Source organism: Microtetraspora sp. NBRC 13810 (genome assembly GCF_030268685.1).
GTDB lineage: Bacteria > Actinomycetota > Actinomycetes > Streptosporangiales > Streptosporangiaceae > BSRQ01.
This window is the reverse complement of record NZ_BSRQ01000017.1, coordinates 159224-186080: the sequence shown is the minus strand read 5'-3', so window position 1 is coordinate 186080 and position 26857 is coordinate 159224. Positions and strand designations below refer to the sequence as shown.

Genomic DNA, 26857 nt, shown 5'->3' with positions numbered 1-26857 from the left:
CTCATCCGTCGCCTTTCCACGCGGCCTCCCGTGCGCACAGACTGGAGGCGATCGGACACGCTCCCCGCCGACGTGGAGGCATGGTGCACGAAGCCACCCGGATCCTGCTCGACGAGTCACGTATCCCCCGCCACTGGTACAACATCGCGGCCGACCTGCCGGTGCCGCCCCCGCCGCCGCTGCATCCCGGCACCCGCGAGCCCATCGGGCCGGACGACCTGGCGCCGCTGTTCCCCGCTGAGCTGATCGCCCAGGAGGTGAGCACGGAGGGCCGGATCCCGGTGCCCGACGCCGTGCTCGACGTCTACCGGCTGTGGCGGCCCACGCCGCTGGTCCGGGCGAGGCGGCTGGAGCGCGCGCTCGGCACCCCGGCGCGCATCTACTACAAGTACGAGGGCGGCTCTCCCTCCGGCTCGCACAAGCCCAACACCGCCGTGCCGCAGGCTTACTACAACGCCCAGCAGGGTGTCCGGCGGCTGACCACGGAGACCGGGGCGGGCCAGTGGGGGTCGGCGCTCGCCTTCGCCTGCGCGCAGTTCGGGGTGGCGTGCGAGGTCTGGATGGTCCGCGCGTCCTATGACCAGAAGCCGCATCGCAGGTCGCTGATGCGGGTCTACGGCGCCACCGTGCACGCGAGCCCCTCCCCGGTGACCGGCGCGGGCGGCAAGATCCTGGCGGCGGACCCGGACTCCCCGGGCAGCCTGGGCATCGCGATCAGCGAGGCGGTGGAGGCGGCCTCGGCCGCCGACGACACCCGGTACGCGCTCGGGTCGGTGCTCAACCACGTGCTGACGCACCAGACGGTGATCGGCGAGGAGGCGCTGGAGCAGCTCGCCGCGTTCGGCGAGACGCCAGACCTGATCGTCGGCTGTGCCGGCGGCGGATCCAACTTCGCCGGGCTGTCCTTCCCGTTCCTGCGCGAGAAGCTCGCCGGGCGGATCGACCCGGTGATCAGGGCGGTCGAGCCGGCCGCCTGCCCGACCTTCACCCGCGGCGTCTACGCCTACGACTTCGGCGACACGGCCGGTCTCACGCCGCTGCTGAAGATGCACACGCTGGGCCACGATTTCGTGCCCGATCCGATCCATGCCGGCGGGCTGCGATATCACGGGATGTCGCCGCTGCTGTCGCACATCTACGAGCTGGGAATGTTCGAGGCGGTCGCGAAAGGCCAGCGGGAGTGTTTCGCGGCGGGGGCGCGTTTCGCCCGGGCCGAGGGGGTCCTTCCGGCGCCGGAGCCCTCGCACGCCGTGGCCGAGGTGATCGCCGAGGCGCTGCGGTGCAAGGAGAGCGGCGAGGAGAAGGTGATCCTCACCGCGGTCTGCGGCCACGGCCACTTCGACCTGGGCGCCTACGATCAGTATCTGTCGGGCGAGATGGCCGACTTCGACCTGCCTCAGGAGCGGATCGAGGCGTCGCTGACGTCGCTGCCGGCCTCCTGAGTCGCGCAAAGGGCGCCCGAGGGGCAAGATGATCACTCGGGCGCCCGTATCGGGGGGTCGGCCAACCTGTCAATCGCGGCTTTTTACGAAATAGGCCGCGCTTTCCCGGGTTTCGGAAGATCCCTCTTTACTATGCTCGAGGTGTACGCAGTCAGGGATAGTGCCATACCCCGCGGTATGCCCTGTTTTTCCCTGTCAAAGATCACGAAGAGAGTAAAGTCAGCGGGTCAGGAGAATATCGTGGGCGAAACCGGCGGCAGCGTGGCAGGTCGGCAGGATGGCGGTCGACCTCCTCTCGATCGCCCCCACCGGTCCGGGTCCGAGCGGGGCGACGAGCCCGCATGACCGGCAACGTCGTGATCAATCCGCACTCGCCCGAGCGCAGGCGGCTCAGCAGCCCCGCCTCGACCAAGGAGCAGCTCGCCCTGCTCAACGAGGCCAGCCGTACCATCGGCAGCACCCTGGACCTCGGCCAGACCGGCCGCGAGCTGATGGACGTGGCGGTCCCCCGCTTCGCCGACGCCGCCGGCGTGCTCGTGCACGAGCGCCTGGTCCTCGAAGGCGAGTTCCCCGCGCGCCCGGCCGACGGCTCACCCCTGGTGCGCCGGATCGCGATGGGCCTCAGCGAGCGCGCCGACGACTACATCGCCGCCTTCCCGCCGGACGAGGTCGGCGTCCACCCCGCCTGGTCTCCCCAGGCGCGCTGCATGGCGACCGCCCAGCCCATCCTCTACCCCCGGATGGACGCGATGACCGCCAGGGAACTCGCCATCGCCTGGAAACGCGACCTCATCGGCTCCCTCCTGGAAGACAGCTCCTTCCTGGTCGTGCCGCTGCAGGCCAGAGGCAGAGTGCTCGGGTTCGTCGTGTTCACTAGGAACGCCGGCAGCTCCCCCTTCCACGAGAAGGACGTGAGCCTCGCCGAGGAACTCGCCGCCCGCACCGCGCTGTGCCTGGACAACGCGCGCCTCTACGACCGCGAACGGCGCACCGCGCTGACCCTGCAGAGCAGCCTGCTGCCCAACGAGCTGCCCACCCCGCCCGGCCTGGAGATCGCCTCCCGCTACCTGCCCGCCAGCGACCTGACCGGCGTCGGCGGCGACTGGTACGACGTCATCCCGCTCCCCGGGCACCGCACCGCGCTGGTGGTCGGCGACGTCATGGGCCACGGCACCCGGGCCGCGGCCACCATGGGCCAGCTCCGTACCGCGGCGCGCACCCTGGCGAGCCTGGACCTGCCGCCCAACGAGGTGCTCTACCGGCTCAACCGGATGACCCAGGACCTCGACACCACACAGATCGCCACCTGCGTCTACGCCACCTACGACCCCATCAGCCACACCTGCGCCATCGCCCGCGCCGGCCACGTGCCACCGGTGCTGCTGCGGCCCGACGGGCGCACCGAGCTGATCGAACTGCCCCCGGGACTGCCCCTGGGCATCGGCGGCGACCCGTTCGAGATGCGCGAGCTGACCCTGCCCGCGGGCAGCGTCCTCACCCTGTACACCGACGGGCTGGTCGAGAGCAGGGACCGCGACCTCGACTCCGGCATCAGCGACCTGTGCCGGCTGCTCGAATACTCCCACCGGGACCTGGAGGACCTGTGTGACGCGACCATCGCCACCCAGCGTCCCGGCGACGAGCGGGACGACATCGCGCTCATGCTGGCCAGGGTGCACGACCTGTCACCGTCGGAGTACGTGACCTGGACACTGCCCTTCGACGCCCGCTCGGCGGCGGAGGCCAGGCGGCTGGTCCGCTCCACGCTGCGCGCCTGGGGGCAGACCTCGGTGCTGGAGGTGACCGAGCTGATGGTCAGCGAACTGGTCGCCAACGCGGTCAACCACGGCACCGGGCCGATCGAGCTGAGCCTGCTGCGCGGCGCCACGCTGCTCTGCGAGGTCGCCGACCGCTCACCGCAGCGTCCCGCCCGCTTCACCCCCACCCCACAGGACGAGAGCGGCAGGGGGCTCAACCTCATCGACCGCTTCTCCCACCGGTGGGGCAGCCGGCCGACCGCCATCGGCAAGATCGTGTGGTGCGAGGTGCGGCTACCGTGACAGGGTCCAGGTGACGACGAGGGGAGGCCGGTCGCATGGCCGAGGAAGAGTTCGATGTGATCGTGGTGGGGCTCGGCCCCGGCGGTGAGGACGTCGCGGGCCGGCTGGCCGAGGCGGGCCTGCGGGTGGCCGGCGTCGAGGCCGGTCTGGTCGGCGGCGAGTGCCCTTACTGGGGCTGCGTGCCGTCCAAGATGATGATCCGCGCCGCCGACATGATCGCCGAGACGCGCCGGGTGCCGGACATGGCGGGGCAGGCCACCGTGTCGCCCGACTGGTCGCCGGTGGCCAAGCGGATCCGCGAGGAGGCCACCGACGACTGGAACGACAAGGTGGCGGCCGACCGGTTCACCGGCAAGGGCGGGCATCTCGTCCGCGGCCGGGCGAGGATCACCGGTCCCGGCCGGGTGACGGTGGACGGCGAGCGGGTGCTGCGGGCGCGCAGGGGCATCGTGCTGGCGTCCGGGTCGCAGCCGGTGGTGCCGCCGATCCCCGGCCTGGCGGACACCCCCTACTGGACCAACCACCAGGCGATCGAGACCGAGACGGTGCCGGAGTCGCTGATCGTGGTCGGCGGCGGCGCGATCGGCGCCGAGCTGGCCCAGGTCTTCGCGAGGTTCGGCTCGGCGGTGACCGTGATCGAGGCGCAGGACCGGATCCTGTCGATGGAGGAGCCCGAGGCGGGCGAGCTGATCGGCAGGGTGTTCGCGGCCGAGGGCGTCGACATCCGGACCAGGGCCAGGGCGGCCGAGGTGTCGCACGACGGCTCCCGGTTCACGCTGCGCACCGAGGGCGGCGACACCGTGCGCGGCGAGCGGCTGCTCGTGGCCACCGGGCGGCGCTCCGACCTCGCGGCGCTGGGCGTGGCGGCGGCCGGGCTGGACGAGTCGGCGCGGTTCGTGCCCACCGACGGGCGGATGCGCGCGGCCGAGGGCGTGTGGGCGCTGGGCGACATCGCCGGCAAGGGCGCCTTCACCCACATGTCGATGTACCACGCGAACATCGTCGTCAACGACATCCTGGGCGAGCCGGTGCACGAGGCCGAGTACCACGCGGTGCCGCGCGTCTCCTTCACCGACCCCGAGGTGGGCGCGGTCGGCCTGACCGAGGCGCAGGCCCGGGCGAAGGGGCTGGACGTGCGCACCTCGGTGAGCCCGCTGGAGACCTCCTCGCGGGGCTGGATCCACCGGGCCGAGGGGCTCATCAAGCTGGTGGCGGACGGCCCGGTGCTGGTCGGCGCGACCAGCGTGGGCCCTTCCGGCGGCGAGGTGCTGGGCATGCTGACCCTGGCCGTGCACGCGCGGATCCCGGTCGAGCGCCTCAGTCAGATGATCTACGCGTACCCGACGTTCCACCGGGCCGTGGAGGACGCGGTACGAAGGTTGTGACCACGGAGGCGATCTGGTCAGCCGGCAATCTACATGTACGGTACATGCAACCGGACAGTCGTGCCCGAGTCGGCCGTCCGCGCTCCCGGCCGGTTCGACGCGGCCGGGGCGGGCGGCCTCACCCTGGGGCTCGTCTGCCTGCTGCTCGCCGTCTCCAAGGGCGGCGAGTGGGGCTGGGCGAGTCCGATCACCCTCGGCATGTTCGCCGCCGCGGCGCTGGTGCTGCCGGTGTGGGGGTGGCTGGAGCTGCGCCAGCCGCCACCGGCTACGGCCTCGGGCTGTCCCTGCTGGAGGCGGGACTGTGCCTGGCGCCCAGCGGGCTGGTCATGATGGCGCTGTCGCCGCTGTCGGCCCGGATGTCGGCCCGCTGGGGTCCCAAGGTCGCGCTCATGGCCGGGGCGGGCATCATGGCCTTCGGCTACGGGATCGGCCTGCTCCTCATGTCCGCCGCCTGGCAGGTCGTGATCACCGTCGTCCTCGCCCAGATGGTCATCGGGTCCGGCCCCGTCGCCGCGCTCCCCTCACTGGCCGGGCTGCGCACCGGGTTCGTCGTCGCCGCGGCCGCCGCGCTCGCCGGCCTGCTGGTCGCCGCCTTCATCCCGGCCCGCCGGATCACCCGGGCCACCGCCGTGGCCATCCACCCGGAGGACTCCGGCGAGACGATGACCACGACCACCAAGCCCTGACCCGGCCTCGGGACGCGCCCCGCCGCACGGCCGTGACCGGACGGCGGGGCGCCCGGTCAGCGCGCGGTGGGGCGCTTGCCGTGGTTGGCCTTCCTCTTCTTGCGGGCTCTGTTCTTGCGTGCGCGTCGTGCCATGGTGACGACCGCCTTTCTGCGGGTCGACTGTGACATGTCCGTGCCATGAACTTCCGGGAGCCTCGTCTCCACACTGCGCCGTACCCGCCGGCCCGGCAAGACCCGACAGCGCTTCCGCCCAGGATCCAACACAAAGCCCCAAGCCCTCTGTCATAATTTGGTGGAATCTGGCGGGAGGAGCCCCATGCTAGCCCAGCAGCGCCAGCAGGCGATCCTGGAGCGCGTGCGCAGGAGTGGCGGTGTGCGCGTCGCCGACCTGGTGCGCGAGCTCGGCGTCTCCGACATGACCGTCCGGCGCGACCTGGAGGTCCTCGCCGAGCGCGGGCTGGTGGCCAAGGTGCACGGCGGGGCCACGGCCCTGGGGCCGGGGTCCACCGAGGAGCCCGGCTTCGCCGCCAAGTCGGTGCGCCAGCAGCCGGAGAAGGAGGCGATCGCCCGCCGCGCCGCCGAGCTGGTACGGCCGGGCACCGCGATCGCCCTGTCGGCCGGCACCACCACCTGGACCCTCGCCCGGCACCTCGTCGACGTGCCGGAGCTGACCGTGATCACCAACTCGATCCAGGTGGCCGACGTGTTCCACCGCGTGCCGCGCCCGGATCGCACGGTCGTGCTGACGGGCGGGGTGCGCACGCCGTCCGACGCGCTGGTGGGACCGGTGGCGGTGGCGGCGATCCGCGGTCTGCACGTGGACACGCTCTTCCTCGGCGTGCACGGCATGAGCGCGCGGGCCGGGTTCACCACGCCCAACCTGCTGGAGGCGGAGACGGACAGGGAGCTGGTGACCTCGGCGCACCGGCTGGTCGTCCCCGCCGACCACACGAAGTGGGACACGGTCGGCATCAGCACCATCGCCGCGCTGTCCGAGGCGGACATCGTGATCAGTGACGACGGCCTGCCGGAGACGGCCCGCGAGGAGCTGTCGGCGCAGGCGGGCGAGCTGGTCATCGCCGGCCGGAGCGCACCGGGCTCCTCCCGCGCGGCCACGGAGGTCCCGTGACCTTCTCCGCACCCGAGAAAGCCACACATTCCACCATGAAACGCACAACCGTCCGGCTTGCCGACGGGCGGGAGCTCATCTACTTCGACCGCGACGAGAACGCCGACCGCGGCGCGGCGGACCGGCGCGACCTGCCGCCCAGGCCGCCCGCCGCCGAGCTGCGCCGCGACCCGCTGACCGGCGAGTGGATCGCGATCGCCGGGCACCGGCAGGGCCGCACCCTGCTGCCGCCCGCCGACCAGTGCCCGCTGTGCCCCTCGGCCCCCGGGCGGCCCACCGAGATCCCCGCCGCCGGCTACGAGGTCGCGGTGTTCGAGAACCGTTTCCCGTCCTTCTCCGCCTCCGCGCCGGACGACGGGGCCGCCGATCCGGGCGGGCTGGGCGAGACCCGCCCGGCGGCCGGGCGCTGCGAGGTCGTCTGCTTCACCGCCGACCACGACGCCTCCTTCTCCACACTCCCGCCGGACCGGGTCGAGCTGGTCATGCGCGCCTGGGCCGACCGTACGGCGGAGCTGTCCGCCCTGCCCGGCGTGGAGCAGGTCTTCTGCTTCGAGAACCGGGGCGCGGAGATCGGCATCACGCTGGGCCACCCGCACGGCCAGATCTACGCCTACCCCTACGTCACCCCGCGCACCCGGCGGATGCTGGCGGTCGCCCGCGCGCACCGGGAGCGGGGCGGCGGCGACCTGTTCGCCGAGGTGCTCGCCGCCGAGCGCAAGGCGGAGGTCCGGGTGGTCGGGCGGAACGAGCACTGGACCGCGTTCGTGCCGGCGGCGGCCCGCTGGCCGTTCGAGGTGCACCTGTATCCGCACCGGCGGGTGCCCGACCTGTGCGCGCTGGAACCGGCCGAGCGCGCCGCCTTCGGCCCGCTCTACACCGACGTGCTACGCCGGTTCGACGGGCTGTTCGGCGTCGCCATGCCGTACGTGGCGGCCTGGCACCAGGCGCCGGTCCGGGAGGGGCGGGATCTCGCCTGCCTGCACCTGGAGCTCTTCAGCATCCGCAGGGCGGCGGACCGGCTGAAGTATCTCGCCGGGTCGGAGTCGGCGATGGGGGCCTTCGTCAACGACGTGCTCCCGGAGGAGGCGGCCCGGATGCTGCGCGAGGCGGTAACGAACTGATCAATACTTAATCTCGACTCGGTTCGCATGATCAACGATTAACCACTAATATCCTCGCAATCGGCCCTAACGGCCGAGCCGCCTAATCTCGGGCGCCTTGCCCGGGAACCGGGGAACCAGGTCCATGGGGTGCATCCGCGGCCTTCCGCGCGGTAGGGCACACTCTTCCGCCCGAACCCGTCAGCTAACCCGGTCGGCTGCGAGGAGAGGAGTGTGCGTGGCGGCCCTGCCCCCCACGTCCCCCACGTTCCGCAGAAAGTCCATGATCACCGCAGGCGTGCTCGTCACCGCCTGCGCGTTCGCCCTCGGCCCGGCGGCTACCGGCGTGGCAGCGCCCAAGCCCACCAAGTCCGAGCTGAAGGCCGAGCTGGCGGGCCTGAACAAGAAGGTCGACAAGCTGATCGGCGAGTACGGCGCGAAGCGGGCGGCGCTCGCCGACGCGCAGAAGGCCGAGAGCAAGGCCAAGGAGCACCTGAAGACCGCCCAGCAGGACTACGACGAGGCCGCCGCCCAGGTCGGCACCATCGCCCAGCTCCGCTACCAGAACCACGACACCGGCCTCCCCGCCCTCATGTTCGGCGAGAACATCGGCGGGGCGGCGCTGCTGGAGCAACTGGCCGCCGAGCAGCAGGCCCACGTCGAGGGTTTCGCCACCGCCCGCGACGAGCGCGAGAAGGCCGCCCAGGAGGCGGGCGAGCTGACCGACCGCATCCGCGGCCAGGCCGAGGACGTGAACCGGCGCCGCAAGGAGGCCGAGAAGCTCATCGGCGACATCGAGCGCAAGCTCGACCAGCTCATCCCCGCCGCCTCCGGCCGCCGCCCGGACGGGAGCTGGGCGCCCGAGCTGCCCGGCGGCGGGGACAACATCACCCCGCGCACCCGGCTGATGCGCGACGAGGTCCGCGAGCGTTTCGCCTTCGGCACCATCGGCTGCTACCGGGTGGACACCAGCGGCGAGCACCCGCTCGGCCGGGCCTGCGACTTCATGCTGAGCGGCGGCGGCGCCATGCCCACCGCGGACCGGCTCGCCATGGGCGACCAGGCCGCCGCCTGGGTGATCAAGAACGCGGGCAAGCTCGGCGTCAAGTACGTGATCTACAAGCAGCGGATCTACAACATCGGCGCACCCGGCTGGCGGGGCATGTCGGACCGCGGCAGCATCACCCAGAACCACTGGGACCACGTGCACGTGTCGATGTACTAGAACACCGCCGCACCCGGCGGAGGGCGATCAGCGTCTTGGCAGTGAGTTGCTCCTCGCCCGCGGGGCCGTCGAGGCGGATCGACAGTTCCCAGACGCCGTTCATCGGGAACAGCTCGCCCACGGCAACGAAGCGGCCGGGCTCGCGCTCGGTGGCGGAGATCTCGGGTGTGGCGTGTCCCATCTCGGCCATGACCGCCGACAGTGACACGCTGTCGGCGTCGCCCCGGCTCACCTCGATCTCCACGGTGGCCTGGCCGGGCGCCGGGTCCGCGATGAGGACGGTGGCGGTGTAGCGGGTGCCCGTGGTGGTCAGGCTGACCGGCCGGGCGGCCGTGCTTCCGCCCACGACGAACAGCGCCGCTGCCGCGGTCACGAGCGTGGCCGCGGCCACCGCGTGCCACCTCCTGATCATCGGGTCTCCGGGGCGGTCACCTGCACGGTGAAGGGGACGGTCACGATGCGGTCGGCGATGGCGTACTGGACCCAGGCGAGAAAGCGGCCCGGTTCGGGGAAGCTGAAGGTGAAGCGCACCCGGGATCCCGGGGCGCCCATCTCGTGCACGTGGCCGAAGAAGTCGCCGTCCTGGCTGCGTATGAGCAGGTGGCCGGTCATGCCGAGCCAGGCCCGGACGCCCGCGGGGGTGGCCGCCTCGATCGTCGTGGGACGGCCCGCGACGGGCACGGCCGGTCGGAGCCGCGGCGTGACGGTCGGGGCGGGGGCGCCGGTTTCGCCGGAATCCGTCGCCGATGCTTTGACCGTCCCGCCGACGGTGAAGTCCGCGGCGACGAGTTGCCCGCCCGAGTCCTCCCGTTCGAGCTCGGCGTGCGCCAGGTACCGGCCGGGCCGGTCGGCGCTCAGTCTGACCTCCAGGCGCCCGGGCGCCGTGCGCAGGGGGTGCACGTGGCGGAAGTAGCGTCCGTCCTCGCTGGTGACGATCACGTGGGCGAGCGCCTCGTGGTGCGCGACGAGGTCGTCGACGGGCCGCCCGGTGGAGCCGTCGACGAGATCGACGCGCAACGTGAACTCCTCTCCCGCCTCCGGCCGGGCCGGGACCGTCTCCGCGCGGACCTGCGCGTACGGCCGCCCTCGCGCGGCCGATGTCGTGGAGGTGGGGGCGGCGCCCTCGGGCGCGGGCGCCGGCACCTGCGATTCGAACACGATGACCATGGCGGCGACAGTCACCCCGGCCGCCGCGCCCGCGGCCAGCGCCATCGCCCTTCCCGGCCGGGCCGGCGTCCCCGTGAGCAGGCCGCCCACCAGCAGGAGCGCGGCCACGAACAGGCCGCCGTAGATGAGGACCCCGCCCGCCGATTCGCGTTCGACGAGGACGCGGAACGGGATGACGGCGGTCTCGTTCCCCGCGCTCAGTCTCAGCTCGTGCGGCCCGGTCCGCTCCACCTGGAGCCGTGCGTACTGCGGGTTCGCCGCCGCCCGAACGGTGCCGGTCACCGTGTGGCCGTCCTCGGCCGAGCGGACCTCAAGGCCGATGGGCGGCCCGGACACCGGCTGGTAGGCGACGACGCCGATCCACAGCGGCCCCGGCACCCGGGTCGTTCCTTTGACCACCACTGTCACCTCGGCGCCGGCGATCGTCTGGGCGATCCGCAGGTCCGCCCCCGCCGTGACGTTGTGCGCGGCGGCGGGGGCGGCCGGCACCAGCACGAGGGCGGCGGTGAGGCACAGAACCCGGATCATGCCCGCTCGGCGCCGGCCGCTCCCGGCGGAACCGGGCCGGCCGCTCCCGGCGGAACCGGGCCGGCCGCTCCCGGCGGAACCGGCTCGGCGGTGACCGCGTCAGGCAGGAACAGCGCCCCGAGCGCCAGCCCGATCAGCCCGGCGACGGCCGGCGCTCCGGTCCACAGCTCGGGCACGGCGGGCAGGCCGCCCCCTGTGGCCGAGGCGACCCCGATGTACAGCGACCAGGTGGCGAAGGCCGACAGCCCGGCGAAGGCCCAGTAGGCGGCGCGCCGCTCACCCGACGGCCGCAGCCGGCGGATCAGCAGGTCGCTCACCAACCCGGCGGCCACGAACGACAGCAGGATCGGCACGTTGCGGAACGCCGTCTGGGCACCCGGCATGAGCACCATGACCGTGTACATGAGGGTCACCGAGCCGAACGGCAACAGCCAGCGGCGCACCAGGAACAGCACAGGGCTGAGCATGATGACGTTGGTGACGACCATCCCGACGGCTACCCGCTCGGCGCTCGGGCCCACCGGTCTGGGTCCGACCGGCCGCGGCCCGGCGCCCGAGTCCTGCAACATGGACAGCGCCTGAACGATGCGCTCGGGGCGGTACTGCATGGCGTCGCCGTACGACAGGAACAGCGACACCAGCGTGGCGGCGAACGCGAGCCCGAGCAGCGCGGGCAGCAGGCGGCCGAGCGAGGGCCGGGCGCCGATGTCGGGGGCGTTCCACGCCGAGCGCAGCGGAGTCGTGATGATGACCAGCATCGCCACGACGAGGCCGAGGTGTGACGGGCTGAAGAAGATGTCGATCGTGGTCTCGATGCCGAGGACGGTGTGCCACACCATGTCGGCGAGTCCGAAGGCGGCGAACGCGGGAATCGCCACCAGCCCGGCGAGATAGCCGGTGGGGACGGCGGCCGGCCCCTGCCGTCCGGCGCGCACGTTGCGCCACACCTGCCAGATGATCCAGCCGGAGACCACGGTGAAGCCGGAGTAGAACACCGCGTGCCACGGAGTGAAGAACGTCTCCAGCTCCGTCAGGTTGCTGTGCGCCCAGGCGTCGATCATCAGTCCGACCCCGAACCAGATGCCGAGCAGCGCCGTCACCAGGTCCGTCCCGGGGGACACCCATCCACGGGGCTCCCCCGTGTCCACCATGAATCGCCGCATGCCGGCGACGTCCGATGCCACTTCGTGGTTCCCTTTCCGTCGATCAGCCCGTTTCGGCGCTGAGGGTCTGTGCCACGGGCCGGCGGGCCGCCCAGCGGGCGGGTACGGCGGTGAGTGCCGTCGTCGCCAGGAGGATCGCGAGTGCGGCGGCGGCGATCCAGAAGAGGGGGAACGTGATGATCTGCCCGTAGAAGAGGATGCCCAGCGGAACGCCGGCCACGGCGCCGGGCAGGGCGGGCAGAAGCTGGGCGACGGACAGCCCTGCGGAGATCTGCGCGGGGGTGGCGCCGAGGGTGCGGGCGATGGCCATGTTCGCGCGGGCTTCCATCGCCGTGGTCCAGGTGAGCGTGAGAGTGTTCACGGTGGCGAGGGCGATCAGCGCGATGGTGACCGCCAGCAGCAGCCGGCTGTCGTGATCGGCTCGCATGTCGGGCAGGCCGGACAGGCCCGGCCCCCAGCCCCCGCGGTGCTGGGCGAAGCCCCAGCGGGGCTCGGCATAGTAGGTCAGCAGATTGGTGATCGCGATCAGCGTGACGGCGGTGGAGCACGCGTGCAGTACCGCGCGGCCCGGCCGGCGGGCGATCAGCCGCACCCCGAGCAGCAGCGGGGTCGGCAGCAGCGCGGACAGCGCGGTCAGCCAGGGGCGGTGGCGAGGCCGGCGAGTCGTGCCGGCCAGCGCGCTGACGGTCGCGGTGCGCACCGCCCGCAGTGTGGGACGCAGCGCGGACAGTACCGCCACGGCCACCGCGAGGGTGGTCGTCGCGACGATGACGGTGCCGGTCGGTCCGCCGACACCGCCGATCCGGCTGGCGGTGGGGCTGGCGATGGCGGGCTCGGCCAGGCGGGCGAGCGCCAGCCCCAGCGCGTCGCCCAGCAGCGCCAGAGCCAGGTATTCGGTGAGCAGAACGGCGGCGATCAGGCCGGGGGTGGCGCCGACGGCCTTGAGCAGCCCGGCCCTGCGCGTCTGCTCGGCGGCCCGTCCGGCGGCCAGCGCGGCCACTCCGGTGATGGCCAGGAAGCTGAGCAGCCAACTGCCGATCACCAGGATCGGCTGCGTGGTCCTGAGCATGACGGTGTCCTGGTCGGCCATGAACTGCCAGGTGCGGAAGGACACCCTGGTGGCGATGTGCTGGGCCTCGATGAAGGTCTGGGCGGCGTCGGGGTCGCGCAGCTTGAGGTCCAGGGCCATGGTCACCGGAAGACCCTGGGACGCCAGCGCCCGGGTGTCCTCCCGGGTCAGCCAGACCAGGCCGCCCCCGTCACTCGGGCCGCCGTACGGGCCGATCCCCGGCGCCCACGGGAAGATGGAGGTGGCCGCGGTCACGGCGATCCCGACGACGGGGTACGACCGGCCGGAGATGGTGACGTGGTCGCCGACGCGGGCGCCCAGCGCGGTGGCGAAGCCCCGTTCGAGAACCGCGCCGCCGGCGCGTACCCAGTGGCCCGAGGTCACCAGCGGCCGGTTGACCACACCGGGCTTCTCGGCGACGCCGTGCACCACCACGAGGGAGGCGACACGGTGCGCGGTGAGGGTGGCGTAGACGACGCGGTAGGGGCCGTTGTGGGCGACGACCCCGGGAGCTTCCGCCAACAAGGTCATGACCGGGGCCACGGGGGAACCCAGGTCGGGGACGAGCGCCACCACGTCCGGTCCGGCGGTGGCCTCCCGGGTCTGCTCGTACAACGTCTGGGACGCCCCGCCCAGGGACAGCCCCAGGGCCATGGTGGCGGTGGCCGCGATCACCGCCACCAGCAGCATCACGGCCTGGGCCTTGTGCCGGCGGACGTCGGCCAGCACGAGGCGCACGACGAGCACGATGCGGCCCATGGCGTTCAGCCCTCCAGCCCGATCAGGCCGCCGAGCCACCCGGTGCCGGTGCCGGCCAGCCGGGTGTCGTCGACGAACATCCCGTCGCGCATCGAGATCAGCCGGTCCGCGGTGGCCGCGACCCGCTCGTCGTGCGTGACGATCACGAGGGTCTGCCCGGCCGAACGCAGGTCTTCGAAGATTCTCAGCACGTCGAGTGTCGCGGTGGTGTCGAGGTTGCCGGTCGGCTCGTCGGCCAGGACGACCAGCGGCTCGTTGGCCAGCGCACGGGCGATGGCGATCCGCTGACGCTGCCCGCCGGACAGTTGCGAAGGCAGGTGCCGGGCGCGGCCGGTGAGCCCGACCCGTTCCAGCAGCAGGCTCGCGCGCCGCCTGGCCTCGCGCCGCGAGCGCCCGGCCAGCAGCGCGGGCAGCTCCACGTTCTCCGCCGCCGACAGCTCCTCCACCAGGTGGAACGCCTGGAAGACGAAGCCCACCGACCGGCGCCGCAGCCGCGCCAGAGCCCGCTCGCTCAGGGTGTCGATGCGCCGCCCGGCCAGCCACACCTCCCCCTCGGAGGGCCGCTCCAGGCCGCCCAGCAGGTGCAGCAGGGTGGATTTCCCGCAGCCGCTGGGCCCCATGACCGCCAGCGTCTGCCCCTCGGGCACCTCCAGGTCGACCTCGTCGACCGCGCGGACCCGGCCCTGCCCCCGGCCGTGGTTCTTCACCAGGCCGTGCACCCGGACCGCCGCATTCACCACGTTCATGCATCCTCAGCTTCGTCATCGACCTTGGACCAGGCTCGCTCGCAGGCCGCCAGCCAGCGCAGGTCCGCCTGCAGCCGCAGCACGACCCCTTCCAGCAGCAGGACGGCGGCCGATCCCGCCGGCTCGGCCAGAGCGGCCTGCTGCACTTCACGCAGGCGGCGCAGCAGCTCACGGCGCTGCGCGGCCACGAGCTCGACCGGGTCGGCGAGCCGGGCCGCGGCCGCCGCGACGAGCTTGAGATGGAACTCCGCCAGGTCCGGTTTCGGCCAGTTGACCTCGGTCAGCCAGGCGGCCACCCGCTGCTGCCCGGCCGGCGTCAGCGCATAGACCTTGCGGTCGGGCCGCTCGGGAAGACCGTCCGCCCGCTCGCAGACGACGAGTCCCGCCTTCTCCAGCCGGGCCAGGGTCACGTAGATCTGGCCGGGGTTCATCGACGCGCCCAGCGGGCCGAGACTCTGCTGCAGCCGAGCGCGTAAGTGGTACCCGTGCGACGGTTCTTTGGCGAGCATCGCCAGCACTGCGTCCTGCACCCCAACCCCCTAACGGTTAGCCAATAGATAGCGGCTATCTATACGGGTGTCAAAACGCCCGATCTCCTAGGGGGCGGTGGCGAGCATGGGCCCCGCACGGACGACCATGGAGCGCATGAGTGACCAACCTGGACGATGGACCCGGGCGACCGTCTACCCCGACATGTGGGCCAACCCGGACGACGACCCCCGCAACAGCGAGGGGCCCAGCCCGGACGGCGAGCTCGCGACGCTGCAGGACTTCATGACGAACTACCGCATGACCCTGCGGATGAAGTGCGAGGGCCTGGACGCGGAGCAACTGGCCCGCCGGTCGGTTCCGCCGTCGACGATGTCGCTGCTCGGCCTGCTCCGGCACCTCGCCGAGGTGGAACGGGACTGGCGCAACTGGATCAGCGACGGCGATCCGCTGCCGAAGCTGTACGGCGAGCGGGACGGGGACTTCGACGGGGCCGTCGCCGAGCAGGCCGAGGTCGACGCCGCGTACTCCGCTCTGGCGCGCGAGCAGGAGGCGACCGACGCCGCGCTGGCCGGGCACCCGGATCTGGGCGAGCGTCTGGGGAAGAGCGGGATCGCGGTTCGGGAGCTGATGGTCCACAGGATCGAGGAGTACGCCCGGCACTGCGGGCACGCCGACCTGCTGCGCGAGCGCATCGACGGCGTCACCGGCGAGTAGGGCTCAGCCGGCGAGCGCCTCCGCGATGGCCCGGTCCAGCTCGGCCGGATCGGCGGGATCGGCGGCGGACGCCTCGGCGAACTTCGTGACCAGCCGGGCGAACTCCTGGCGCTCGGCCGGATCCCAGTCGGCGATCAGCCGGTCGAGGTGGGCCCGGCGGTAGCGGGTGACCGCGTCGAGCACCCTGCGCCCGGTGTCGCTCAGCACCAGGCGGGCCCGCCTGGCGTCGACCCGGGACACCTCGCGCTCGACGAACCCGGCGCCGATGGCGTCGTTGACCAGCCTGCTGGCGGTGGAGGGCTCGACGTCCATGTACTCGGCCACGCCGCCCACGGTCACCTCCGGGCACTCCAGGCCCAGCCGGTAGATCGCGCCGACGACCATGACGTTGGACATCTGGACGGCCCGTGCCGGGTCGCCCGCCCTGCGCGGCCGGAGCGGCCTCGACCACATCCGGCGCAGCCGGAAGAACGCCACGTCGATGGCGGCGCCGGCCGTGCTCTCCCTGGTGTCCACGACTCCAGGCTAGCAGGATATGTGCAGGCTACACACAATCCGCCGGATCCGCCGGATCAGCCGGTCAGCGTGATCGGGTTGACGAGGTCGGCGTACATGAGCAGGCCGGCCATGATGATCATCACGAAGGCCATCGCGTAGGTCAGCGGCAGCGCCTTGGCGATGTCCACGTAGCCGGGCATGGGGCGCCGGGTGACCCGGGCGAAGCCCCGCTTGAGGCCCTCCCACAGCCCGCCCGCGACGTGCCCGCCGTCCAGCGGCAGCAGCGGGATCAGGTTGAACATGCCGATCGCCAGGTTGAACCCGGCCAGCAGGTTGATGAAGAAGGCGACCTTGTTCTCCACCGGCGCGGCCGAGGACGCGACCTCGCCGCCGATCCGGCCCGCGCCGATCACGCCGATCGGGCCGTTCGGGTCGCGCTCCTCGCCGGAGAACGCGGCGTTCCACACGCCGACCATCTTCTGGGGCAGCCTGATCAGCGCACCGGCCGTAGCCGCGGTGAGGTCCCACATGTGCGCGGCGACCGCGCCGACGCCCATCCGCTGGTTCTCCACCTGCGCCAGGACGCCGAGGTAGCCGACCCGCTCGATCTTGCCCGGCTCGTCGAGGGACTCCCGGTCCTGCACGATCAGCGGCGCGGTGAGCGTGAGCCGCTGCCCGGCGCGGTCCACCCCGATCGCGACCGGGCCGGCCTTCTGGGCGCGGATCGCCCGGGTCGCCTCGTCCCAGGTGGCCACCGGGCTGCCCGCGACGGACACGATGCGGTCGCCGGGGCGCAGGCCCGCCCGCGCCGCCGGGCTCGCCGGGTCGCTCGGGGTGCACTCCTTGTTGGACGCGTATGCCTCGGCGGTCTTCACGCAGGCGGGGACCGTGGCGAGCGTGGTCTGCTCGGTCGGCACGCCGAAGCCCATCAGCACGACGGCGAAGAGGATGAAGGCGAGCACGAAGTTCATCGCCGGGCCGCCGAACATGATGATGACCTTCTGCCACCACGGCTTGCGGTAGAAGACGCGGTTCTCGTCGCCGGGGCGGATCTCCTCCAGGGACGCCTCTCTGGCGGTGTCGATCAGGCCCTGCCAGGGCGAGCTGCGCGTGGTGCGCACCATGTTGGGCGCGTCGGTGGGCCGGGGCGGCAGCATGCCGATCATCCGGATGTAGCCGCCGAGCGGGATCCACTTCACCCCGTACTCGGTCTCGCCCCTGCGCCGCGACCACATCGTGGGACCGAAGCCGACCATGTACTGGGTGACTCTCACGCCGAAGCGCTTGGCGGGCACCAGGTGCCCGATCTCGTGCAACGCGATGGAGAGCAGCAGACCCAGCAGGAAGATGACGAGCCCGGCAACGTAGAGCCAGATCACCGTGGAAACCCCCGTTACCGAGAAGCCTGTGGCCCTACCAGGCTAACCGACTCCGGCCCGTCCGGCGCCGATCTTCTCCGCCCGGTGGATCACGGGCGCCAGATGAGCACCAGGGCGCAGTCGTCGTTGTGCCCGGAGGACATCGAGTTGACCAGCGTGCGGGCGCCGTCGCGGAAGCCCTGCCCCGAGGGCACGAGCTGTTCGGCCTCCCCGAGCAGCCGGTCGAGCCCCGCGTCGATGTCCCGGCCCGGCTGTTCGATCAGCCCGTCGGTGTAGAGCAGCAGCGCGTCTCCCCTGCGGAGCACCCCGCTGTCGGTCTCGCAGTGCAGGTCGGGGACCACGCCGAGGACGACGCCCTTGGCCGTGGACACCCGCCAGGAACCGGTGCCCGCCTCGAACTTCACCACCGGCGGATGGCCGGCCGAGGTGATCACGTACTCGCCGGTGGAGAGGTCGAGCGAGAGGTGCACGGCGGTGACGAATCCCTCACTCTCCCGCTGGCGGTGCAGGTAGTTGTTGCACGCGGGCAGGAAGTCGGAGACCGCGCCGAGCAGCCCGCCGAAGGTGCCCGACAGCATCAGCGCCCTGGTCCCCGCGTCGGCGCCCTTGCCCGACACGTCCACCAGGGCGAGCTCCAGCCGGTCGTCCTCGCGCACGGACACCAGGAAGTCGCCGCCGAACGAGGAGCCCCCGGCCTGCTTCAGCACGACCTTGGCGCCCCACTCCTTGGGCAGCGCGGGCAGCTCGCTCTGCCGTTTCAGCCGGTCGCGCAGCTCCAGCAGCATCGCGTCCCCGCGCAGCCCCTGCACGCCCAGCTTGCCCCGGGTGCGGGCCATCAGCGCGGCGAACACCGAGGTGAACACCATCGTGACCAGCAGCCCCGGGCCGATGTGCACGATCTCGCCGGCCGCCGCGATGTAGACCACCGCCGCGACCACGGCCCCCAGCAGCACCAGCAGGCCGCGCAGCCGGAGCTGGAGCCCGCCGATCAGCGTGATCAGGATCAGCAGCGAGGGCGAGAACCAGTCGATGTGGCTGCGCGCGGCCAGCACGCCGACCGCCAGCGACAGCACGCTGAGGGTGATCACCAGGTTCCGGTCGCGGGCGAAGGGCCCGCGGCGCAGGAAGCGGACGATGCGCACGAGGAACGGCACACGGACCAGGAACGCGCGGAGCCGTGGAGGGATCAGCGGCGCCGGACGGGAACTCATGATGCGCTCGACTGTATCGGTCGAAGGCGCGTTTGGGCAGCCCACTTGACCAATGCCTTGATCATCATACCCACGATATTGGTTGGCCCGCGCGTAGCCCGGGGCCTACCGTGGCCCGATGAGCAAGTTCACGATCCGGCCCATCGACGAGTCCGAGTGGGCGGAGTACGACCAGGTCCTCCAAGAGGCGTTCAACAGTGAAGGCGAGCCCGCCTTCACCGAGCGCTTCCGAGCCCTCCTCACTCTCGACCGGACTCTCGCCGTCTTCGACGGGGGGACGATGATCGGCACGACGGCGGTCACCCCCTTCACCATGACGGTGCCGGGCGGCCCGGCCCCCGTCGCCGGGGTGACCGCGGTCGCGGTGCTCCCCTCGCACCGGCGCCGGGGCGTCCTGTCCTCGCTCATGCGCCGCCAGCTCACCGACCTGCACGAGGCCGGCGAGCCCCTCGCAGCGCTGTACGCCACCGAGGCCGCCATCTACGGCAGGTTCGGGTACGGCAGGGCCTCCGACACCCTGGCCGGCACCATTCCCGCCCATCGTTCGGCGTTCAGGAGGGACGCGCCCGCCGACCCCGCCCTGCGGCTGCGCGTGGCCCGGCCGGCCGAGGCGAGGAAGGACTTCGAGCGGATCTTCGACACCGTCATGACCGGCCGCCCCGGCCACTATTCGCGCACCGCGGCCCGCTGGGACGCGCTGCTCGCCGACGACGAGACCGCCCGGCACGGCGACGGCCCGCTGCGCTGCCTGCTCGCCGAGGACGACGGCGAGGTGCGCGGCTACGCGCTGTTCCGGGTGCGGAACGGCGTCACCGATTACGACGTCCCGGACTCCGAGCTGCGGCTGCGCGAGCTGCACGCGACGGATCCCGCGGCCTACGCGCTGCTGTGGCGCGGCGTGCTGGACCGTGACCTGGTGGGACGCGTCCGCACGTGGAGCCGCCCGGTCGATGACCCGATCGTCGATCTGCTCGCCGAGCCGCGGCACTTCAACGCGGTCTGGCTGGACGAGCTGTGGGTGCGCCTGGTCGACGTCGGCGACGCGCTGGTCCGCCGGGCCTATGCGGCGCCGGTGGATCTGGTCCTCGCGGTCGAGGACGACGTGTGCCCGTGGAACGCGGGCCGCTGGCGGCTGTCGGCCGACGAGTCCGGCGCGGTCTGCGAGACCACCTCGGCGCCCGCCGACATCACGCTGCCCGCCTCCGCGCTGGGCGCGGCCTACCTGGGCGGGCGTTCCCTTTCCGGGCTGACCGGCGCGACGGTCGTGCGCGAGGAGACCCCGGGCGCCGTGCGGCGGCTGTCGGCCGCGATGTCCTGGGAACCGCGCCCCTGGGCGGGCCTGGTCTTCTGACCCGTTCCCGAGGCGCTCTCCCGGCGCCCTCTCCCGGGGCCCTCTCCCGGTGCCTCGGCGGAAAGGTTAGGGTCCGGGTATGGCACTGCAGAGTTTGCAGATCACGGCGATCACGGCGATGAGGGCGCGCGACGTCTCACGGCCCACGACGGACCAGCAGGAGGCCGCCGACCGGCGGCCGCTGCGTGACGAGACGCCGCGGCGCGAGACGCGCCGCGGCGGGCAGGCGACCGGCCGCGGCCCGGGCGGCGCCGCGGCGTCGTAGTCCCTACGGCAGCGGCGGCAACTGGCCGATCGTCTCGTAGGACGTGAGCTGGGCGATGCGCCGGCTGTGCCGCTCCGCGCCGGAGTAGGACGTGGTCAGGAAGACCTCGACGAACCGGGTGGCCTCCTCGGTGGAGTGCATGCGGGCGCCGAGGCTCACCACGTTGGCGTTGTTGTGCTCGCGGCCCAGCCTGGCGGTGTCCTCGCTCCAGGCGAGCGCGGCCCGGATGCCGCGCACCTTGTTGGCGGCGATCTGCTCGCCGTTGCCCGAGCCGCCGATCACCACCCCCAGGCTCCCCGGGTCGCCGGCCACCCCTTCGGCCGCGCGCAGCACGAAGGCGGGATAGTCGTCCTCGGCGTCGTAGACGAACGGGCCGCAGTCGATGACCTCGTGATTGTGCTCCTTGAGCCAGGAGACGAGGTGGTTCTTCAGCTCATAGCCGGCATGGTCGGCAGCGATGTAAACACGCACCCGCCCAGTCTCGCAGGTCCGCCCTTCGCGCATCACCGCCTGACGGCTAAGGTAAGACCCAGATCTGCCATGCAGTCCTTACATTTCCCCGACAGGAGCACATCGATGCGTGACATCCGGATGATCGGCGATCCGGTCCTGCGCACCCCCGCGACCCCCGTCACCGACTTCGACCGGGAGTTGCGCCGCCTGATCGACGAGATGTTCACCGTGATGTACGCGGCGAGCGGCGTCGGCCTGGCAGGTCCCCAGATCGGCGTGCCGCGCCGGCTGTTCGTCTACGACATCAGCGGCAGGAAGGGACACGTGGTCAACCCCGAGCTGACCGTGGACGACCCGGAACCGGTGACGGAGGAGGAGGGCTGCCTGTCGATCCCCGACCGCGAGGCGCGCCGGCCCGTCTACGCCGCCACCCCGCGGGCGGCCGGCGTGTCCGTCACCGGCCTGGACCGGCTCGGCCGCCCGGTCCGCGTCAGGGCGCGCGGCATGCTCGCCCGCTGCCTCCAGCACGAGACCGACCACCTCGACGGCACCCTCTTCGTCGACCGGCTGGCCAAGGACGCCGCGCGCAAGGTGCTCCTCCAGGCCCCGTGACCCGCGGCTAGGGAGCCGGCGCGGCCTGCCGGGGGCGGCGCAGCAGCGGGCGGAGCGCCAGCCACGCACCGCCCGCGAACAGCAGGGCGACGACGATCCACTCGTTGGACCCGCCGGGGCCGTAGACGTGGCCGCGCCGCCCGACGTCGAAGGCCCGCGCGGTCTGCCCGGGCCGGAACGTCTCGCGGTCCGCGCCGTAGAAGGAGATCCCGTCGCGGCGCACCCTGCCGTCGGCCGACCGGTAGTCGCCGAACCAGGTGCACTGCTCGTGACCGGGGTGCCGGACGCACTCCACCCGGGTCGCGGTGAACGTGCCCGGCGTGCCGTCGCCACGCGCCGCGGCCAGCGCGGGCCCGGCGTTCTGCGCGGCGAGGAACACCATCAGCAGCCCGCCCGCCATGATCACCACGTCGAAGAACGTCACCCTGCGCACGAAACCACCGCCTTCCCCCCGCCGCGCGGACCGGCCCCCCGCTACATCTGCAGCGACTTGACCTCCAGATACTCCTCCAGCCCGAACTCGCCCATCTCCCGGCCTATGCCCGACTGCTTGTACCCGCCGAAGGGCGCGAGCGGGTTGAAGCCGCCGCCGTTGATCGCCACCTGGCCGGTGCGCAGCTTCCTCGCCACCTCCACCGCCCGCTCCGCACTGCCCGCCCAGACCGCCCCGGCCAGCCCGTACGGCGTGCCGTTGGCGATCCGCACGGCCTCGGCCTCGTCGCGGTAGGCGATCATCGACAGCACCGGGCCGAAGATCTCCTCCTGCTCGATGGTCATACCCGCGGCGACGCCGGCGAAGACGGTGGGCTGCACGTAGAACCCGCGGTCGTGGGGCCGCTCGGTGCCCCCGGCCACCAGCCGGGCGCCCTCCTCCTGGCCGCGGTTGATGTAGTGCACCACCCGGTCGCGCTGGGCCGCGGACACGAGCGGGCCGAGCCGGGTGCCCTCCGCGAACGGGTCGCCGACGGTCTGCTTGCCCGCCGCCTCGACGGCGATGGCCACGGCGTCGTCATACTGGTCGCGGTGCACGATCATCCGGGTGAGCGCGGAGCAGGTCTGGCCGGAGTTGACGAACGCGTTCGCCACGCCGACCTTGACCGCCGCGGTGAGGTCGGCGTCGGGCAGCACCACGTTGGCGGACTTGCCGCCGAGCTCCAGCGCCACCCGCTTGACCGAGTCGGCCGCCAGCGCGGCGACCCTGCGCCCGGCCCGCGTCGAACCGGTGAAGGACACCATGTCCACCTGGGGATGCGCGGCGATGGCCTCGCCGACGACCGGCCCGTGACCGCTCACCATGTTGAACACCCCGGCGGGCAGCCCGACCTCGTGGAAGATCTCGGCCAGCGCGTAGGCGGCGAGCGGGGCGACCTCGCTCGGCTTGAGCACGACGGTGCAGCCCGCGGCGAGCGCCGGGGCGACCTTGCAGACGACCTGGTGCAGCGGGTAGTTCCACGGCGTGATCAGGCCGACGACGCCGGCCGGCTCCCTGATGATCCGCGAGTTGCCGATCCGGCCGCCGTCGAAGTCGTAGGTCTCGGCGAGCTGGGCGAAGGACGCGAGGACCCCGGCCGGCATGAGCGTCTGCACCTTCAGCGCCAGGCCGTACGGCGCGCCCATGTCCGTGGCGATGATCCTGGCGATCCGGTCGGACCGCTCCCTGAGCAGGTCGGCCGCGGCGGCGAGGAACTTGCCGCGCTCGCCGGGAGCGGTGGCCGCCCACCCGGGGAAGGCCGCGCGGGCCGCGGCGGCCGCCACGTCCACGTCGCCGGGGCGGCCCGCCGGAACGCGGTCCACGACCTCCTCCGTGGCGGGATTGACGACGTCGATGCCCTCGCCCGACACCGACGCCGTCCAGGCTCCGTTCAAGTAAAGGGGACGCATGCCGCCATCTTCGCGCGCCCGGGGTGATCTGGCGAGCGCATGTCCCGATCGGTTGGCGGGGGGCGTGCCCGCCGGCTACTCGAAGATGGGGCCCCGGGTGCGGGAGCGCTTGAGCTCGAAGAAGCCGTCGGTGCCGGCCACGAGCAGCACGCCGTCCCACAGCTTGCCGGCGGCCTCGCCGCGCGGCGCGGGCGAGACGACCGGGCCGAAGAAGGCGATCTTGCCCTCCGGGCCGTCGAGGGCGATGACCGGGGTGCCGACCTCCTGGCCGACCAGGCCGATGCCCTCGTTGTGCGAGCTGCGCACGGCCTCGTCGTACTCCTGGGAGTCGTAGGCGTCGATCAGCGCGGGGTCGAGGTCCAGGGCGCCGAGGGCCTCGGACACGATGTCGCGCCAGCCGTCGCGGTCCTTGCCGCGCCCTTCGTTGTGCCAGCGGGTGCCGATCTCGGTGTAGAGCGAGCCGAGAATCTGGTCGCCGTACTTGGCCGCGGCCGCGGCGACGACGCGGACCGGGCCCATGGCGCCGCCCAGCATCTTGCGGTAATCCTCGGAGATGTCCTTGTCCTCGTTGAGCACCGCGAGGCTCATGATCCTGAAACGGGGCTCGATCTCGCGCACGGTCTGCACCTCGAGCAGCCAGCGAGAGGTCATCCAGGCCCAGGGGCAGAGAGGGTCGAACCAGAGGTCTACGGGTGTGCGCTCCGTCATGGCATCTTCCTGGTGGTGAAGTCGGGTCGTTCCTTGTGTCAACCGGATCTTCCGGGTGCGGCATTCCCTCGACCGCCATGGCAGGATTCAGACATCCGTTCCGCAACGAGGCGGAGAGGAGAAGCGCGCGACCGGCGCCGTGTGAAGAGGAGTGGATGTGGCAGGCAATCTCACCCGTGACGAGGCCAGGGAGCGGGCCCGGCTGCTGAAGGTCCAGTCCTACGTCGTAGAGCTGGACCTCACCGAGGGCGACGAGCGGTTCGAAAGCGTCACCACGGCCCGCTTCACGGCCGCCCAGCCGGGCGCCACGACCTTCATCGACCTGGCCGGCGCGCGGCTGCGCCACGTCACGCTGAACGGTGTGGAGCTCGACGTCACGAGCTACGACGCCGAGGAGGGCCGCTTCCCGCTGCCCGGCCTCGCCGCCGAGAACGTGCTGGTCGTCGACGCCGACTGCGAGTACATGCACACCGGCGAGGGGCTGCACAGGTTCGTCGACCCGGTGGACCAGAAGGTCTACCTGCACTCGCAGTTCGAGACGGCCGACGCGCACCGGATGTACGCGTGCTTCGACCAGCCCGACCTCAAGGCCACCTTCGAGCTGACCGTGCTCGCCCCCGGCGGGTGGGAGGTCGTCTCCAACTCGGCGGCCGACCAGGTGAGCGAGCTGGACGAGCACCGCGGCCGGCACGGCACCCTCCAGGCGGCCAGGCGCTGGCACTTCGCCCCGACCCCGGTGATCTCCACGTACATCACCGCCCTGGTCGCCGGGCCGTACCACAAGGTGACCGACGAGCACGACGGTATCCCGCTCGGCGTCTACTGCCGCGCCTCGATCGCCGAGCACCTCGACGCGGACAACATCTTCGAGGTCACCAAGCAGGGCTTCGACTTCTTCCACCGGGTCTTCGGCGTCCGCTACCCGTTCGGCAAGTACGACCAGCTCTTCGTGCCCGAGTTCAACGCCGGCGCGATGGAGAACGCGGGGTGCGTGACCTTCCTGGAGGACTACGTCTTCCGTTCCCGGGTCACCGACGCGATGGTGGAGCGCCGCGCCGAGACGATCCTGCACGAGATGGCGCACATGTGGTTCGGCGACCTGGTCACCATGCGCTGGTGGGACGACCTGTGGCTGAACGAGTCGTTCGCCACCTACATGTCGGTGCTGTGCCAGGCCGAGGCGACCCGCTGGGGCCAGACCGCGTGGACGACCTTCGCCAACGTGGAGAAGGCGTGGGCCTACCGGCAGGACCAGCTGCCCTCCACCCACCCGATCGCCGCCGACATCGTCGACATGCACGCCGTCGAGGTCAACTTCGACGGCATCACCTACGCCAAGGGCGCCTCGGTCCTCAAGCAGCTCGTCGCCTACGTCGGGCTGGACAACTTCCTGGCCGGCGTGCGCGACTACTTCGCCGACCACGCCTGGGGCAACACCACCCTCGCCGACCTGCTGTCCGCGCTGGAGCGCACCTCGGGCAGGGAGCTGTCGTCGTGGTCGAAGGAGTGGCTGGAGACCTCCTGGGTCAACACGCTGCGCCCCGACTTCGGCACTGACGCCGAGGGCCGCTTCACCTCCTTCGACGTGCTCCAGGAGGCCCCGGCCGAGTACCCGACGCTGCGCTCGCACCGCATCGCGATCGGCCTGTACTCCTACGACGGCGGCGTGCTCAGGCGCACCAAGCGGGTCGAGCTGGACGTGGTGGGCGCCCGCACGGCCGTCCCCGACCTGGTCGGCGAGGCCCAGCCGGACCTCGTGCTGCTCAACGACGACGACCTGACCTACGCCAAGGTCCGCCTCGACGAGCGCTCGCTGCGCACCCTGGTCGAGGGCGGCATCTCCGCCTTCGCCGAGTCCCTGCCCCGCGCCCTGTGCTGGTCGGCCGCCTGGGACATGACCCGCGACGCCGAGATGGCCACCCGCGACTACGTCAAGCTGGTCGTCTCCGGCATTCCGTCGGTGGCGGACATCTCCGTGGTCCAGGCGGTGCTGCGGCAGGCCAGGCTCGCCGTCCAGCAGTACGGCGACCCCGCCTGGCGGGACACCGGCCTGACCACCCTGGCCTCCGCCCTGCGCGGCCTCGTCGGTACGGCGGAGCCCGGCTCGGACCACCAGCTCAGCTACGTCAACGCGTTCTCCGCGGTGGCCACCTCGGCCGACGACCTCGCCTACCTGCGCGGCGTCCTCGACGGCTCGGCCGTGCCCGAGGGGCTCACCGTGGACGCCGACATGCGCTGGAGCCTCATCCTCGCGCTGGTCAGCGGCGGGGTGCTGGGCGCGGAGGACATCGACGCCGAGCTGCGCCGCGACGCCACCGCGAAGGGCGAGCGCTCGGCCGCGCAGTGCCGGGCGGCCCTGCCCACCGCCGAGGGCAAGGCGGCGGCCTGGGAGCGCATCCTCAGCGGCGAGCTGAGCGGCGCGCTGCACCGTTCGACGATCGCCGGTTTCATGGACCCGCACCACGTCGAGCTGCTCAGGCCGTTCGCCGAGAAGTTCTTCGCCGAGGTCGGCGGGGCCTGGAAGAACTGGACCTTCGACATGGCCCAGAACTTCGTGGTCGGCTGCTTCCCCGCCCTGCTGATCGAGCAGGCCACGGTGGACCGCACCGGCGAGTACATCGCCACCGCCGAGCCGCCGCACGCGCTGCGCCGGCTGCTGCTGGAGGGCGCGGACGGCATCGGCCGCGCGCTGCGGGCCCGGGCCAAGGACGCCGCCTCGGCCTGATCTCGCGATCACCCCGGGTGAGGGTCTGAGCTCCGTGTGCCACGGAGCTCAGGCCCTCCACGGCGTTCGCGGTGCTAGCCTCCCTAGTGACTCGTGATGGGGGCCTA

General features: G+C 72.2%; 27 protein-coding genes and 1 riboswitch. Of the genes, 13 read left to right on the top strand and 14 right to left on the bottom strand.

Going from position 1 to position 26857, the window contains the following annotated elements; translation table 11 throughout:
• Positions 1-80 precede the first annotated feature (80 nt).
• The 5 genes from QSK26_RS29455 (at position 81) to QSK26_RS29435 (ending at position 5573) form a co-directional block, all read left to right on the top strand.
• Positions 81-1442, top strand: coding sequence for a TrpB-like pyridoxal phosphate-dependent enzyme (locus QSK26_RS29455; RefSeq protein WP_285778544.1), 1362 nt, complete (start codon positions 81-83; stop codon positions 1440-1442).
• A gap of 341 nt (positions 1443-1783) precedes the next feature.
• The gene (locus QSK26_RS29450; protein ID WP_285778543.1) at positions 1784-3502 is read left to right on the top strand and encodes an ATP-binding SpoIIE family protein phosphatase; all 1719 of its coding nucleotides are present in this window, start codon (positions 1784-1786) and stop codon (positions 3500-3502) included.
• A gap of 35 nt (positions 3503-3537) precedes the next feature.
• Entirely contained in the window at positions 3538-4887 is a 1350-nt protein-coding gene (locus QSK26_RS29445) for a dihydrolipoyl dehydrogenase family protein (protein WP_285778542.1), read from the top strand.
• A 60-nt stretch (positions 4888-4947) separates the two neighbouring features.
• Positions 4948-5217, top strand: coding sequence for a hypothetical protein (locus QSK26_RS29440; protein WP_285778541.1), 270 nt, complete (start codon positions 4948-4950; stop codon positions 5215-5217).
• Entirely contained in the window at positions 5124-5573 is a 450-nt protein-coding gene (locus tag QSK26_RS29435; protein ID WP_285778540.1) for an MFS transporter, read from the top strand. Before QSK26_RS29440 ends, QSK26_RS29435 begins: the two co-directional genes overlap by 94 nt.
• A gap of 56 nt (positions 5574-5629) precedes the next feature.
• Here QSK26_RS29435 and QSK26_RS42155 read toward each other — a convergent pair whose 3' ends face one another.
• Positions 5630-5707 carry a 50S ribosomal protein bL37 gene (locus QSK26_RS42155; protein ID WP_502888761.1) on the bottom strand — a complete coding sequence of 26 codons (78 nt, stop codon included), beginning with the start codon at positions 5705-5707 and terminating at the stop codon, positions 5630-5632.
• A 184-nt stretch (positions 5708-5891) separates the two neighbouring features.
• On the opposite strand from QSK26_RS42155, the gene QSK26_RS29430 reads away from it, so the two are divergent.
• The 3 genes from QSK26_RS29430 to QSK26_RS29420 all read left to right on the top strand — a co-directional run bounded on the left by QSK26_RS29430 (position 5892) and on the right by QSK26_RS29420 (position 9029).
• Positions 5892-6704: a DeoR/GlpR family DNA-binding transcription regulator gene (locus QSK26_RS29430; RefSeq protein ID WP_285778539.1), complete on the top strand. Its 813-nt coding sequence runs from the start codon at positions 5892-5894 to the stop codon at positions 6702-6704.
• Positions 6705-6739: 35 nt separating this feature from the next.
• Positions 6740-7825, top strand: a complete 1086-nt coding sequence (gene galT / locus QSK26_RS29425; RefSeq protein ID WP_285778538.1) for a galactose-1-phosphate uridylyltransferase — start codon at positions 6740-6742, stop codon at positions 7823-7825.
• 69 nt (positions 7826-7894) lie between these two features.
• Positions 7895-8039, top strand: a riboswitch (cyclic di-AMP (ydaO/yuaA leader).
• Positions 8040-8042: 3 nt separating this feature from the next.
• On the top strand, positions 8043-9029 hold the full coding sequence (locus QSK26_RS29420) for a coiled-coil domain-containing protein (protein ID WP_285778537.1): 987 nt from the start codon (positions 8043-8045) through the stop codon (positions 9027-9029).
• Here QSK26_RS29420 and QSK26_RS29415 read toward each other — a convergent pair.
• The 6 genes from QSK26_RS29415 to QSK26_RS29390 all read right to left on the bottom strand — a co-directional run bounded on the left by QSK26_RS29415 (position 8986) and on the right by QSK26_RS29390 (position 14991).
• Positions 8986-9441, bottom strand: a complete 456-nt coding sequence (locus QSK26_RS29415; RefSeq protein ID WP_285778536.1) for a hypothetical protein — start codon at positions 9439-9441, stop codon at positions 8986-8988. The genes QSK26_RS29420 and QSK26_RS29415 overlap by 44 nt on opposite strands.
• On the bottom strand, positions 9438-10724 hold the full coding sequence (locus QSK26_RS29410; protein WP_285778535.1) for a DUF8832 domain-containing protein: 1287 nt from the start codon (positions 10722-10724) through the stop codon (positions 9438-9440). Before QSK26_RS29410 ends, QSK26_RS29415 begins: the two co-directional genes overlap by 4 nt.
• On the bottom strand, positions 10721-11845 hold the full coding sequence (locus tag QSK26_RS29405) for a hypothetical protein (protein ID WP_285778534.1): 1125 nt from the start codon (positions 11843-11845) through the stop codon (positions 10721-10723). Before QSK26_RS29405 ends, QSK26_RS29410 begins: the two co-directional genes overlap by 4 nt.
• A gap of 85 nt (positions 11846-11930) precedes the next feature.
• Positions 11931-13715: an ABC transporter permease gene (locus QSK26_RS29400; protein ID WP_285778533.1), complete on the bottom strand. Its 1785-nt coding sequence runs from the start codon at positions 13713-13715 to the stop codon at positions 11931-11933.
• Positions 13716-13720: 5 nt separating this feature from the next.
• Positions 13721-14461 carry an ABC transporter ATP-binding protein gene (locus QSK26_RS29395; RefSeq protein ID WP_285778532.1) on the bottom strand — a complete coding sequence of 247 codons (741 nt, stop codon included), beginning with the start codon at positions 14459-14461 and terminating at the stop codon, positions 13721-13723.
• Entirely contained in the window at positions 14458-14991 is a 534-nt protein-coding gene (locus tag QSK26_RS29390) for a PadR family transcriptional regulator (RefSeq protein ID WP_285778531.1), read from the bottom strand. The genes QSK26_RS29395 and QSK26_RS29390 overlap by 4 nt, the downstream gene beginning before the upstream one ends.
• A 115-nt stretch (positions 14992-15106) precedes the next feature.
• Here QSK26_RS29390 and QSK26_RS29385 point away from each other — a divergent pair, with 115 nt between their 5' ends.
• Positions 15107-15667, top strand: a complete 561-nt coding sequence (locus tag QSK26_RS29385; RefSeq protein WP_285778530.1) for a DinB family protein — start codon at positions 15107-15109, stop codon at positions 15665-15667.
• 3 nt (positions 15668-15670) lie between these two features.
• Here the strand turns inward: QSK26_RS29385 and QSK26_RS29380 are convergent, their stop codons facing one another.
• From QSK26_RS29380 to QSK26_RS29370, 3 genes are all read right to left on the bottom strand, one after another.
• Positions 15671-16183: a MarR family winged helix-turn-helix transcriptional regulator gene (locus QSK26_RS29380; RefSeq protein ID WP_285778529.1), complete on the bottom strand. Its 513-nt coding sequence runs from the start codon at positions 16181-16183 to the stop codon at positions 15671-15673.
• Between the two features lie 56 nt (positions 16184-16239).
• Positions 16240-17544 carry a M50 family metallopeptidase gene (locus QSK26_RS29375; protein WP_285778528.1) on the bottom strand — a complete coding sequence of 435 codons (1305 nt, stop codon included), beginning with the start codon at positions 17542-17544 and terminating at the stop codon, positions 16240-16242.
• A gap of 89 nt (positions 17545-17633) precedes the next feature.
• Positions 17634-18755 (bottom strand): PP2C family protein-serine/threonine phosphatase, encoded by a 1122-nt coding sequence (locus tag QSK26_RS29370; protein WP_285778527.1) that lies wholly within the window; start codon positions 18753-18755, stop codon positions 17634-17636.
• 118 nt (positions 18756-18873) lie between these two features.
• Between QSK26_RS29370 and QSK26_RS29365 the strand changes: the two genes are divergently transcribed.
• Both QSK26_RS29365 and QSK26_RS29360 read left to right on the top strand, forming a co-directional pair.
• Entirely contained in the window at positions 18874-20106 is a 1233-nt protein-coding gene (locus tag QSK26_RS29365) for a GNAT family N-acetyltransferase (RefSeq protein ID WP_285778526.1), read from the top strand.
• 79 nt (positions 20107-20185) lie between these two features.
• Positions 20186-20371: a hypothetical protein gene (locus QSK26_RS29360; RefSeq protein WP_285778525.1), complete on the top strand. Its 186-nt coding sequence runs from the start codon at positions 20186-20188 to the stop codon at positions 20369-20371.
• Between the two features lie 3 nt (positions 20372-20374).
• Here QSK26_RS29360 and QSK26_RS29355 read toward each other — a convergent pair whose 3' ends face one another.
• Positions 20375-20842, bottom strand: coding sequence for a ribose-5-phosphate isomerase (locus tag QSK26_RS29355; protein ID WP_285778524.1), 468 nt, complete (start codon positions 20840-20842; stop codon positions 20375-20377).
• Between the two features lie 105 nt (positions 20843-20947).
• Here QSK26_RS29355 and def point away from each other — a divergent pair, with 105 nt between their 5' ends.
• Positions 20948-21436: a peptide deformylase gene (gene def / locus QSK26_RS29350; protein WP_285778523.1), complete on the top strand. Its 489-nt coding sequence runs from the start codon at positions 20948-20950 to the stop codon at positions 21434-21436.
• Between the two features lie 7 nt (positions 21437-21443).
• Here the strand turns inward: def and QSK26_RS29345 are convergent, their stop codons facing one another.
• The 3 genes from QSK26_RS29345 to QSK26_RS29335 form a co-directional block, all read right to left on the bottom strand.
• On the bottom strand, positions 21444-21869 hold the full coding sequence (locus tag QSK26_RS29345; RefSeq protein WP_285778522.1) for a hypothetical protein: 426 nt from the start codon (positions 21867-21869) through the stop codon (positions 21444-21446).
• A 41-nt stretch (positions 21870-21910) separates the two neighbouring features.
• Positions 21911-23317: an aldehyde dehydrogenase family protein gene (locus QSK26_RS29340; RefSeq protein WP_285778521.1), complete on the bottom strand. Its 1407-nt coding sequence runs from the start codon at positions 23315-23317 to the stop codon at positions 21911-21913.
• Positions 23318-23392: 75 nt separating this feature from the next.
• Positions 23393-24025 (bottom strand): mycothiol-dependent nitroreductase Rv2466c family protein, encoded by a 633-nt coding sequence (locus tag QSK26_RS29335; protein ID WP_285778520.1) that lies wholly within the window; start codon positions 24023-24025, stop codon positions 23393-23395.
• 157 nt (positions 24026-24182) lie between these two features.
• Here QSK26_RS29335 and pepN point away from each other — a divergent pair, with 157 nt between their 5' ends.
• Positions 24183-26750 (top strand): aminopeptidase N, encoded by a 2568-nt coding sequence (gene pepN, locus QSK26_RS29330; protein ID WP_285778519.1) that lies wholly within the window; start codon positions 24183-24185, stop codon positions 26748-26750.
• Positions 26751-26857: the final 107 nt, after the last annotated feature.